At 35.2% G+C, this 13,016-nt stretch carries 9 protein-coding genes; all 9 read left to right on the forward strand.

Annotated features, from left to right (window positions below):
* Window positions 1-22 precede the first annotated feature (22 nt).
* From IPM47_11960 to IPM47_12000, 9 genes are read left to right on the forward strand one after another with little or no spacing between them, the layout of a single operon-like run.
* Window positions 23-2,902 carry a hypothetical protein gene (locus IPM47_11960; protein ID QQS27599.1) on the forward strand — a complete coding sequence of 960 codons (2,880 nt, stop codon included), beginning with the start codon at window positions 23-25 and terminating at the stop codon, window positions 2,900-2,902.
* Window positions 2,903-2,912: 10 nt separating this feature from the next.
* Window positions 2,913-5,594, forward strand: a complete 2,682-nt coding sequence (locus IPM47_11965) for a S8 family serine peptidase (GenBank protein QQS27600.1) — start codon at window positions 2,913-2,915, stop codon at window positions 5,592-5,594.
* Between the two features lie 59 nt (window positions 5,595-5,653).
* Window positions 5,654-6,604: a hypothetical protein gene (locus IPM47_11970; GenBank protein ID QQS27601.1), complete on the forward strand. Its 951-nt coding sequence runs from the start codon at window positions 5,654-5,656 to the stop codon at window positions 6,602-6,604.
* A gap of 20 nt (window positions 6,605-6,624) precedes the next feature.
* On the forward strand, window positions 6,625-8,043 hold the full coding sequence (locus tag IPM47_11975) for a hypothetical protein (protein ID QQS27602.1): 1,419 nt from the start codon (window positions 6,625-6,627) through the stop codon (window positions 8,041-8,043).
* Between the two features lie 20 nt (window positions 8,044-8,063).
* On the forward strand, window positions 8,064-10,301 hold the full coding sequence (locus IPM47_11980; GenBank protein QQS27603.1) for a hypothetical protein: 2,238 nt from the start codon (window positions 8,064-8,066) through the stop codon (window positions 10,299-10,301).
* 17 nt (window positions 10,302-10,318) lie between these two features.
* Complete coding sequence (locus IPM47_11985) at window positions 10,319-10,807, forward strand: hypothetical protein (GenBank protein ID QQS27604.1); 489 nt, start codon at window positions 10,319-10,321, stop codon at window positions 10,805-10,807.
* Between the two features lie 44 nt (window positions 10,808-10,851).
* Window positions 10,852-11,385, forward strand: a complete 534-nt coding sequence (locus IPM47_11990) for a hypothetical protein (GenBank protein ID QQS27605.1) — start codon at window positions 10,852-10,854, stop codon at window positions 11,383-11,385.
* A gap of 17 nt (window positions 11,386-11,402) precedes the next feature.
* Complete coding sequence (locus IPM47_11995; GenBank protein ID QQS27606.1) at window positions 11,403-11,924, forward strand: hypothetical protein; 522 nt, start codon at window positions 11,403-11,405, stop codon at window positions 11,922-11,924.
* Window positions 11,925-11,931: 7 nt separating this feature from the next.
* Window positions 11,932-12,924, forward strand: a complete 993-nt coding sequence (locus IPM47_12000; GenBank protein ID QQS27607.1) for a hypothetical protein — start codon at window positions 11,932-11,934, stop codon at window positions 12,922-12,924.
* Window positions 12,925-13,016: the final 92 nt, after the last annotated feature.

Below are 13,016 nucleotides of genomic sequence, written 5' to 3' on the forward strand. Positions count from 1 at the left end.
TATTTCAAAAAACTAATTGGAAATGAAAAATTACACCAAAGAACAAGTTGAAAGTGTAGTAAAAATAGCTGATAACTTTTTGGCTGAAATCAATGAGGCGGTGAAATGGGCTGAGGCATTTTTGAAGCCGGAACTAGCAAAGCATAGTAGCGAAAAATTAAAATCTATACGAAGAGAAGTCAATAGATTACATTATGCATTAGTGGAAAACCCTTCTGCAGCCTTATATGGATTAAGCCAGGTGGGTAAGTCTTATTTGATAAAAAACTTACTTAGCATTGAAGGGCAACCGCTTTGGATTACTGATCAAAGCACCGGCAAAAAATATGATTTTTTGAAGGATATAAATCCTAAAGGGGATAAAGTAGAAGCTACAAGTATGGTAACGCGGTTTACAACTAATAGTGAATTGCCGAACAAAGAATATTCAATTAAAATGAAACTCCTTAGTCCGAAAGATATCATCCTAATTTTATGCGACACCTATTATCGCGACTTAACTAGCCATAGTAACCTGCCTACATCCGATGATATAGCAAGCTATTTAGAAACTACTCTGTCCTATATTAAGTCTTCTACTGAAAAACAAGATTATTTGTCAGAAGATGATGTCATGGAAATTAAGGAATACTTATCAACAAATTTCCCGGATAAATGCAGAGATATTATTCATTCAGGATTTTGGCAAATTACGGCTGCCGGTATCAACAAATTAGGAGTGGATAAATGGAACATGGTCTTCCATATTTTATGGTGTAAAAATGAGTACATCAGCAATATATTCAATGCCCTGATTAATGAATTGCACAAAATAAAGTTTGCCAAAATTATTTATGCTGAGTTCAGGTCTATTTTAAGAACGCATGGTACCATTCTGCATGTAGATAGACTTAAAGAATTGGGTGAAGAACCTGTGTTTGCAGATGTTTCTAAAAGCGACTGGTTGCCCGATGTGCAGTTTTTTGAGCCAAATAGTAATAAGACTTTTTCCATAAGGAAAAACCATTTGTGCTCGCTTATTGAAGAGTTAGTCCTACCTCTTGATCAAGAACTTGAAAAGACTAAATCTTTTTTGAGCCATTCAGATTTATTGGATTTTCCGGGTGCCAGAGGCCGTCTGACTAATATAGAAGCCAAAATTGGAAAAGAGCATATCGGGCAAATGGTTTTACGGGGTAAAGTGTCTTATATATTCAATAGATATTCACGACTCAACTTAGTCATGAATCTGTTATTTTGCAATAATGATGAACAAATAGCTACTTCAGAAATTTCTGTATTGCTAAATAGTTGGATTAGTGAATACATTGGGCAATTGCCCGAAGAAAGAACGGCGTTTCTGAAAGACACTGAATTACCCCCATTGTTTGTAATATATACCTTTTTTAACAGAGATTTAACATTTAATTCAATTAACGATAATGAGAACTCGCTAAGTTCTAAATGGACTAAAAGATTTGTCACCATTTTTGAAGACGAAATTGTTACCAAAAATTTTGACTGGCATAAAAATTGGTCTCTTGAGAGTCCGTTTTTTAAGAATAATTACCTGCTTAGAGACTTTGAATACTCTAATCAGATTTATTCGGGATATGTAACACATGGCAAAGAGGTTGCCTTAATACCTCCTCCCCAAATGCCTGATTATTTTCCAAAGCTGAAACAATCATTTTTAAAGCACGAATTTGTTAAGAACTATTTTGACAATCCTGAAGAAATGTGGAAGGAGTCTGCGGAGTTGAACAAAGATGGTAGTGAGTTAATCATAAAAAACCTCAATAGAGTATCCGGAAACATAGCAAGAATTAATAAGTTTGTAAGACGACTTCGGAAATTGAAGAAGGAATTTCATAAAGAAATGAATAAACACTATCATAGTGAAAAGGCAAGTGAAAACATTCGAAAAGCAGGAGAACAAGCGGGAAAGATTAAACTTGACATGGATATTTGCTTTACCAGAAACCCTTATGCTTTTGGAAGATTTATTAAAGCATTTCTAATTGACGAAGCAGAAATCTATAATTTTTTAAAAGACAAGATCAATGACCTAATATTTATTGAAAATAACAACCTGCAAGCCTATACCTTAATTAGAAGCAGGTTGGGCAGCACCATTGACAAATCTTATGAAGATAACCTAAACACTCTTACTAAGGTATATCATTTGGGTTCTCTTGAAGAAGCTGAGTTAAAAATGAAAAATCAAGGCATAGACTTGCAGGTACTTTTTTATGGAGATGAAGTGATTGATAGTATTAAAAATAATGCCACCCTGCTTGCTGACGCGCTTCGCGATTTGTGGTTTAAGAAATATCTTAAAAAAGATAATTTTCACGAGGTTTTAGGTATCGGCTTTTCAGAAGACTCTCTTGGGAGTTTACTGAACAACATAGAAGAAACTTATAAAAATTTGAGAATTTCGGAACGAATTGCAAACAACCTCAGAGAGTTTGTAGATAACTATGATTCCAGTGATAAAGCTGAAGAAATGATAGCAGATATGAGTGCCGCTATTATAAATAACTTTATAACCCAAATGGGTTGGGGATTTTATAGTGACGAATTGGTTGAGAAGATTAAAGAGACCAATGAAAAAGATAAACTTAATTTAGAGTTTAGTTCAACAGAACCTTTAGAAACAGCAGGCAATGAAGATTTGTCGGATTTATTTGATTTAATGAGTCGGTATGATGAAGAAATTTGCAAAGTTAATTTAAACAGGGAAACCCTTCAAAAATACCCAAACATCTATAACATTAAAAAATGGCAAGACCTAATGCATATCTCTTTCATTGCCAATTGCGATATCCCTAATTATGATTTACTTGGAAATGAAAGATTAGGGCAATTGCTTCAAAAAATACAAAATGTTGTTTTTGATAACGATATCGCACCTATGTAAAATGTTATAAATGATGAAATTCAAACAACTTGCAACAAGTACATTAAAAACCAATGAGGCATTACTTTGGAATAAACAGCCTTTATACAAGAAGCATGCTCCATTGAGGGGGTATTTAATAGCTAAATTAGGGGCAGGTTTTGAACATTTTTTTGCCCAACCCATACTGGATAAAAAAGGGGGAGTCATTAAAGGACTTAAATGGGGAACCGAAGACAAAGGTACTATCTTTAGCACTTACAAGGAAATTTGCGAAAAAGCAGAAAATGACAACAGAAAAAAAATTGAAGAACAAGTTGAGTCGGTAAAACAATTTATAGTTATTCTTTCGGACTCTGGTAATGAGGAAGATAAGGAATGGACAGAAATGCTGAAAAAATGTTTATCCTCAATTAGTGATGAACATATATTTTTCGATGGAGATAGAGTTGTTTTGACAAATTGGGGGCTTAAATCCATCCCTCCTACACCAATATTTCCATTTGAATTAGGAAGCAAAACCAAAGCCACTCGCGAAACGGAACCGTCCTCAGAAGAAGAGGAGGCAGACACTTCTCAAGATACAGAAGAACCTGATAATATAAACGATGATCCCAGTAGGGAAAAATTTCCTAGCGATGTAGAGACTAAAAATGAAGAATCTGAAGAAGAAAACACAGAAGGAGACACTACCGAGGAGGGAATAATTGAAGAACCGGTTGATGATGAAAAAGGTATTAGTTCAGAAGGTCCTGCTGAAGGAACAGAACCAATTCCTCCTGAAAATGGCTCTAATAAGGCCAAAACAAATGGAGATACAAAAAAAGAAAAAGATGAAAATAGCAATTTGCCTCCCGATAACACTAATAAACGATGGGACATTTTTAAGTGCAATTGGTGGTGGTGGCTGCTGCTGTTACTGCTACTACTGCTAATACTTTTTTTGTTAACGAGATTTGAAACATGCAAAAACCCCATAACTTATCTTCCCGAAAATCCCGGATTAGTTGTACCGGTTGATTCGTCAGAGTTGACAATTGATGGAGATAGTCTTCGAATTATAGCGGGCGACCGGTTAAATATTGCGCTGAAGGGGGCGAACAAAGATATTGAGGCCTTTGCAGTAAAATTTAAAACAGCTTATCCCGATGAGCAATACTCCATTATTTACTACGACACATTAATCTCCTTGATCCAAATTAAAATTCCTACTTCTGAAAGAGAGCAACTAATAAAAGAAATACCGAAAAAAATTCCGGAATTTGATATGTTGGTTTGGCATGAGAGTATTTTCACAAGAGACGTTACTCCATCTGACCCAGGTTTTCAAGATGCCTCAAAATCATGGTTTCTTGAAGTGATACAGGCCAACGTAGCATGGAGCACTACTTATGGCTCAGATTCGGTTTTAATAGCCATAGCAGATGATGGTTTTGACCTTAATCATCCTGAGCTTGCGGGGCGACATTTATACGAGCGAAATTCTCTCAATAGATCAAATGATGTCTTTACTTACAAAGCATCTATTCATGGGTCGCATGTTGCAGGATTAGCAATAGGTAACAAGAATAATAATTCAGGTGTGTCCGGTGTGGCACCGGATTGTAAATTTGTTCCTATTCAAGTGAGTTCAAATAAGGGAATTATGAGCAGCACTGCAATTGTAGATGCTATTTTGTACGGCATTAACCAAAAGGTTGATGTCATAAACTTATCCTTGGGCATGAAATTTAGCCCTGTGGTAGCCACCTTTCCTGTGAGTGTTCAGCGCGATATGATTGCCAACATATTGAAAGACGAGGAAGCATTTTGGAATGAGCTGTTTGACCTGACACAGGAAAACAATGTGGTGGTGGTAATAGCAGCAGGAAACGATAATGTATTAGCAGGCTTAGACCCAATGCAAAGAAGTGCTAATACCATTAAAGTGTCTGCGGTAAACTTTTCTCTTCGAAAAGCTTCATTCAGCAATTATGGCGATTTTACCTCCATTTCGGCACCCGGTCAACAGATTTACAGCAGTATTCCAAACGGACAATTTGAATACTTAGACGGATCAAGCATGGCAGCACCTCTTGTAGCAGGTGCAGTAGCTTTGATAAGAAGTATAAAACCCGATATGAGTCCATCAGATATAAAAAACTTGTTAGTAAATACCGGACGAGTGCTAAGTTCTGACATAGGACCTTTGCTTCAATTAGGCACAGCATTGTCAAATATTGACAACCCTAACATCAACCCGCCTAACGATAATTGTGCTGATGTACAAAACAAAATAGACGAACTGATGGCAGAGATTGAAAGATTGAGGACGATCTGCCCAAATATAGTGCCTATTGATACTATGCGAATGCCGGAAGTTATTGACAATCTGGATTTTTGCTTGGGAAGGTGGCGAAGCACTTCTTATTTACACAACGATGCAGGTGAAAAGATTACCTTATTTTTTGACTTCCTACCACAAAGCAATGGGCTGCTTACACTTCTTGAACCGGATGGCACTTTATGTAAAGCTCCCTTATCTTTGCAGGTAATTAACAATGAGTTTGATGTAAACCAACTTGAGGATGCTTTTTGTGATGGCACAAATACCTTCTATACCCAATATACTTTTACTTGTGCAGCCGACAGCGAAGGTTATGCACAGTGCGTTGCAGAAAACAAATTAATTAAAGCAAACCGAATTCTTTTTAAATTAGTAAAGGTGCAGTAAGATGCCGTTGATATTTTTATATAGATTTGCATAACTGTTTAAATTAAATTTACGTCTTGATGAAAAAAATTGCCGAATACATAGGTTATTTCTTGTTTGTACTTGGATTGCTGCTTTTTATAGCCATGTCTTACTTTGGGATTCTCTATATTTTTAAAGGAAATGACATCGTTGCTTTTGCTATAGCACTACTACTTACGCTTGCATTGGGAGGTATTGTCTATTATATTGCCGGTGCTAAAAAAAAGGAGATCGACAAAGGCTTCACAATGACTGAAGGAATTGGATTGTTTATCTATTTTGGAATAGCCCTCATAGGCTTTATTGCCATGTTTCATTTTATGAATGTAGATTTTTTTCTTAAGGATAAGATAGTAAGCGATGGCATTGCCAAAGTAGATGTACTGAGCGATATGGTTAATCAGTACCAACTTCAAGTAGCAAAAACTAAACAAGATTTACTATTAGAAGCGCAAAATCACATCACAAACTACAACCAAAACAATAACTATCCAATAAAATCAGAGCTTGCAAAATATGGGGTTAATGTAAATGATTTTAGAAATTTAAATAGTAATGTTGAAAATGCTCTAAACATTAGAGAAGTTGCGGCTTTAGCATTATTGACCCAAATCCAAAATTTAGATTCAAATAAGCTACTGGAATACAAACAGGTGTTTACTGCATGGAACAGAACACAACTTCGCAAAACATTTGACGACTTAGATAAGGAAGCCTTACAGCGTCTTGAGCGGTTACAAAAAGCATTTAAAGGCCCCGATACAAACGTAAAGTGGAATGCGCAAAGCTTTAATTACCCACCCCTTCAACCACAAAGCGGAAGTATTATTTCATCGCCCTTTGAGTTAATAGAAAAATACAAACCAGGATGGGTACTGCCCATACTCTTTGCCTTACTCATACACTTTTTTATCTTAACTCCATATTTATTGGAACAACGAAGTGGGAGAATCTATATAGGTAAGGGCGACAATATTGGAAAAATATAGATTAAAAAAAAACAATAAATATGTCTAAAAAAAACGAAATTCTTGTCAACATTAAAAAAATTAAGGCCGAAGATCTTTACCGCTATATATATGATGAGATAGTCACATTTAAAGAATTGCAAGAAACTGGCAATTTTGAAAAAGTTAAGCAGGATTTTGTCACTGCTAAATTGGAAGAAGATTCGGTTTGGAAACAGGCAAAATACCAAAATTCGATTGCACTTTATAAGGAGTATGAGAAAAAATATCCAGAAGGGCGATACTTAAATGATGCTAAAACGCGCATTGAAGAAATAACTGAGCGTGAACGGGAGGATACTATATGGCAAAAAGCCAAAAGGGAAAATACGTTTAAAAGCTACGAGGAATATTTATGCGAGTATCCGGATGGAAGGCATGTAGCAGATGCCAATAATTTGAAGGCAAAGTTAAAAGAGGAGATACAGGAGAAGAAAAAGGTAAATATCAGGAACTTACTTGAAAACCCCGATTCATATACTCCTATCGGTATTAGAGGAATGCTTGAAAGAGGTGAATTATCAGAAAATGACTTGATAAACAATCACATTATAACAGCAGAAAAGTTACAACTCTTTTTAAAGCCGCCAAATCAATGGAGCGAAAAATTTGGAGAATTACAAACCGGTTGGAAAGGTTTGAAGTCAGTGCCCCTAAACAGGACGGATATTTACTTTTTAGGAATTGCCGGTTCCGGCAAAACCTGTATGTTGGCCGGTCTTTTAAACTATTGTTATAAGGAAGGGCTAATTAGAATAGAAGTTGAAAACCCTATTGGCAAGAAATATGCTGATTTATTGATTAATTCTGTTGATATTGGCTATGCCCCATTAGCTACTACCCAGGAAGGAGTTAATTATATTCCGGCAAAGTTGCGAAGTAATAGTGAAATAGATAGAGAAGTCAATATCATCGAAATGAGTGGGGAATTATTCAACAACACTTCTGTTAGTTTTGACATTAAAGATATTGGTGTTAATTATTTGACTAATGATAACCGGAAAATATTTTTTTTGGTACTCGATTACCAAGCTAACATTAACGCTTCTAATAAGTCTGAAATTGCGAGTCAGGCGCAAAAATTGGATATCATAGTACAATTGCTTAATGTAAATGATATTCTTAGTAAAACGGATGGGCTTTTTACCATCATTACCAAATGCGATTTGCTACCAGGAGGGGTAGAAGATATTGCAAATGCTGAAAAATTCTTAAATCAAGAGTATAAATCACTCATGAGAACCATTGATGATTATTGGAAAGAGTATAAGTTTACCCGTGGAATTTTCCCTTTTAGCTTAGGCAGGTTTATGCTTAGTCAAACTTTTGATTTTCATCCTGCCAGTTCTAAGGAAATATATAATATAATTATCCAGTCTGCTTTTGGCACTAAGCCTTCAAAAAAAAGTTGGTTCACATAAAAAAACAGTAAATCAGCTATATGATTTCTAACAAAATTCAATTGTTTGTATGGGGAACTAAAAAAGGATTAGAGTTCTTTTTCGGTAGCAATGGTATTGATCCCTCTTTTAAGGATAGTATCAAACCCCAAAAAGAAAAAGATGTTCGGAGCGGTATCATTATGCTTGATGAATTGAAAATCTCCAAACAGGTTTTCTATTCAATAGAACTTGCAAAAAATTATAAGGTTTACACCAGGTACAATTCAATTACAGATTGGGCAAACAGGGCAGGATATATTGCTATTTCCATTATTATGCCTATCAGTTATTGGTTGCCCGGTAAAACTGTTGAACTGTTAAATGAATTTTATGAGCTATACAAGGAGAAATATATTGATCAAGAAAATTGGAAAATTTTAGACGTATCTGAAAACCCACAACTATTTGAAAAGGTTCTTGAGCACTATGAATTGAAAAAATCAATTGGTGATAGTACCGGCTCCTCCAACAAAACACATAATGCCTGTATTTACTATGACGAAAACAATAAATTAAACCTATTTTTCGACAATCCTTTTTTGGAAGAGTTCAGCAATTTTAAAACCATTTTTTTCCTTAAAGAAGGAAATGATAAACCTGGTATAGGATCTGAAGTGATTGAGTTAAAGGGAGTAGAACCTCGGCCATTAAAAAGAACGGTTTTTGTAAATTTAGTTGATGGAGAATCTGCCATACCCCACTCTTATAAGTTGTTAGTTGATGGTATTGCTCGTACAAGTGGAGAAAAGTTTGAGGTAGAAGTTCAAACTACAAGTGTTAAGATTACCTTTAACAACAACGGATACGAGGAAATAGAAAAAACCCATCCTATCAATGACCAAAACAACCCTGAAGTCATAACAATTTTCCTAAAAAAGAAAGAGGATTTTGTATTTACTGTTTTTGATAAAGATACAAAAGCTGGTTTAGAAAATGTGCTTTTCACCATTGAAGGACATCAAAAAGGACGCTCTACTACAGATGGCAAGATAAGCGTTGCCGGTTATTATAATGAAGGCAATAAAATAAAAGGAACTTTAACCTTAGAGGATTATACAAATAAAGAGATAGAGGTAGCACACAACGGAAAAGCAGAGCTCACCAAACTACCAAAACCCCAAAATGGAGAAAAAGGGGTTTCTGGTAATAATAGTACCTCAACAGAAAGCATTCCCCAAAAAATTGAATTGAAGTTACAATGTAAAGGTCTGTTAGTTAAATTGAGCGAGGGGGACTTTGTAATAGTACACAAGAAAGATGGCAGTATTTTAAAAAAATTTCTTATTAACTCACCATTAGAAATAGATAAAACTGAAGCCGACCAAGTTCAATCAGTTGAGGTATCCGTTAAAGGTTACAAAAAAGTGGAAAAAAAAGTATCCTATGCAACTACGCAACAATATATTTCAATCAATTTAGAAAAGGAGGATCCCAAACCTAAAAGCAAAAAATTTGCTAATATTTTGATAGTGTTAAGTTCTGTTTTATTTTTATTAGCATTTTCGTATTTAGGATGGCATTATTTCTCAGGTAAAAAAAAAGAAAAGGTATTTGAAGCTAACATTCAATTCCTAAAAAATAGAAGTAGTTTTATGATAAAAACTTTGGACGATCTCTTGAACGAACCAAGTTTTTCTCAACAACCATTACCTCCCAATTTATCTGCGATTAAGAGTGAAATTGAAATAGTCAGATTAAAATTAAATGACAAAAGTGGATTAGAGAATGAAATTAAGAACAATATATTGAAAGACACTACTGAGATTAATAAAAAGTTGAAAGAAATTGTTTCTGAAACTAAATTAAATGGTTGGAAGATAGAGATTAATAAGAGTATAAAGCAACAGGTACCTGCCTCACAACAATCGGAATCAAAAACTCCAGCTCATACAGCAAATACTACAACACAGGAATTAGAACAAAGGAGTAAAACTATCTATAAAAGCAGGTCTGGCAAAACAGAGGATAGAATTAAAAGTATTCAAAAAGATCTCGAATTACTACCAAATTCGGGGCTATCATCAGAAAAACAGGAAAAAATAAAAGAAAGGTTAAATGAGTTTCTGAAAGTTGTTATTAACGATAAAGATGTGCGCAATAATAAAAATTGCCAGCAATCAAGAGCCAATTTGAATATGGCTAATAAGTCGGCTGTATTGTCTCAAGATCAAGAAAACTTTTTAAAGAAGGCTCAAGTTAATCCTTGCGGGACGGATTGGATTGCAAATCAAAAATAATTAAAAATTGGAGAACTATGAGAGAACAAATGCCACTTATTTTATTAGCTCTACTCCTTTTGTCAACAAGTATTTTTGTTGTGCAGAAGTGGCACGTTCTTTCGTGGTTTGAGACTGGGGTGCATAATTCAATAATTCCCATCCTTACACCTCCATCTAATCAAAAACCCACCGACAGTACTACAAAACCAGCAGATGCAGACACACAAGCACAGGATTTAGAGCGAAGAAGTAAAACTACCTATCAAAGCAGGTCTGGCAAAACAGAGGATAGAATTAAAAATATTCAAAAAGATCTCGAATTACTACCAAATTCGGGGCTATCATCAGAAAAACAGGAAAAAATAAAAGAAAGGTTAAATGAGTTTCTGAAAGTTGTTATTAACGATAAAGATGTGCGCAATAATAAAAATTGCCAGCAATCAAGAGCCAATTTGAATATGGCTAATAAGTCGGCTGTATTGTCTCAAGATCAAGAAAACTTTTTAAAAGAAGGCTCAAGTTAATCCTTGCGGGACGGATTGGATTGCAAATCAAAAATAATTAAAAATTGGAGAACTATGAGAGAACAAATGCCACTTATTTTATTAGCTCTACTCCTTTTGTCAACAAGTATTTTTGTTGTGCAGAAGTGCACGTTCTTTCGTGGTTTGAGACTGGGGTGCATAATTCAATAATTCCCATCCTTACACCTCCATCTAATCAAAAACCCACCGACAGTACTACAAAACCAGCAGATGCAGACACACAAGCACAGGATTTAGAGCGAAGAAGTAAAACTACCTATCAAAGCAGGTCTGGCAAAACAGAGGATAGAATTAAAAATATTCAAAAAGATCTCGAATTACTACCAAATTCGGGGCTATCATCAGTAAAACAGGAAGAAATACAAGAAAGGTTAAATGAGTTTCTGAACGTTGTTATTAACGATTTGGAAGTGCGCAGTAATAAAAATTGCCAGCAATCAAAAGCCAATTTGAATATGGCTAATAAGTCGGCTGTATTGTCTCAAGATCAAGAAAACTTTTTAAAGCAGGCTCTAGTTAATCCTTGCGGGACGGATTGGATTGCAAATCAAAAATAATTAAAAATTGGAGAACTATGAGAGAACAAATGCCACTTATTTTATTAGCTCTACTCCTTTTGTCAACAAGTATTTTTGTTGTGCAGAAGTGGCACGTTCTTTCGTGGTTTAAGGCTGGGGTGCATAATTCAATAATTCCCATCCTTACACCTCCATCTAATCAAAAACCCACCGACAGTACTACAAAACCAGCAGTGATAAGAGCACAGGAATTAGAGCAGCTAAGTACACTCATCTATCCAAGCAAGACAACAGAAGAAAGAATGTGGCAATATCAAAAAGATATCGAAATGCTTCCAACTTTAGGGCTACTACCTCTACAAAAACAAATAAAAATAGACAAACGGTTGCTTGAATTTAACATGGTTGTTGAAAACGATTATTTCCGTAGTAGCGGAAATGACTGTTTTTTTGCGAAAAATATATTACTGACTACAAACAGAAATCTCCTTTTAGATGGTGAGAAACAACATCTTGATGCAGCTATTATTAACAGTTGTGGCAGCGATTGGCTTAAACCCCAAAACCCAATAAATTGATTGAACTATGAGAGAAAAAATGCCGCTAATTTTGTTATCTGTATTACTGCTTGCAACAGGTGTGTTTTTGTTAATTAAGTTTGCGTTGCGCATAGTACCACCAGAGGGGGGGGGCTATTACACCCCTCCCGTAGATACAAGCAATCGTTATGTAAGAGAAGTAGTAGAAAAAATAGATGCCCTTGAAAACGCAGCCCTCAACCTAACTGAATACAACAACATTAAAACCGAAATTGGACTTGAATATACCGAAAAACTGTTTGATGAAACAAATAATACAAACTTGTTGATAAGGCTCGACCTTGCCTATATTAATACCTTAAATAATGCCGCCCAAACTTTTTTTGCTCATTCTACGAACCCAAATGAGCTTAGCCCCATTCATCAGGAACTAAAGAGATATTACAATAAACCGGATTATCAGTTGAATGTAAAAGACATGTATGTTGCCAGCAATGCGTTTTATGACTTCTATAATAAAGCAAATGCAGTTAATAGTGCAATTAACGACGATGTATATGATGAAAGCATTTTAAGCAACTATTTAATAGAATTAGATAATTTATCAGACAAAGGCCCTATCAAACTCAACCCCTATATTGCCAACACTAAAAACGAGAAAAAACGCGCTATTATAGAAAAAATGGTGCTTTCCAATACTACAACACTTACCCAAGACATTGAAGGATATACAGGTATTCAAGAGTATAGCGAAAGTATAACAACCCATTACCTCAGCAAACTCAATGCCCTATGTGAACACCCCATCATAGGAAACGAAACTCCCGTTGTTGCTGCTTGCAGCAGACTTAAAGAAAGATTGGAGAAACATAAAGAGATAGAAATACGCTACGAAAGCATCATGAAGACTTTAAGTAATGATTGTGAAACTCAATTTCAACCATTTACTTTTTATATAACCAAATGTAAAACCGACACTGAGCCACCGCCGCCAGTAGAAGAGCAAGTCGAAGATTTACCCGTAACTGATGGCAAATAGCAACATATAGTTAACTCACAACAATATTTTATGCGATATTTTTCTTTTGTCCCGGCATTTTTATTTTGCTTTCTCTTTTCAGCTACGCTGCT

Source organism: Sphingobacteriales bacterium (genome assembly GCA_016700115.1).
GTDB lineage: Bacteria > Bacteroidota > Bacteroidia > Chitinophagales > UBA2359 > UBA2359.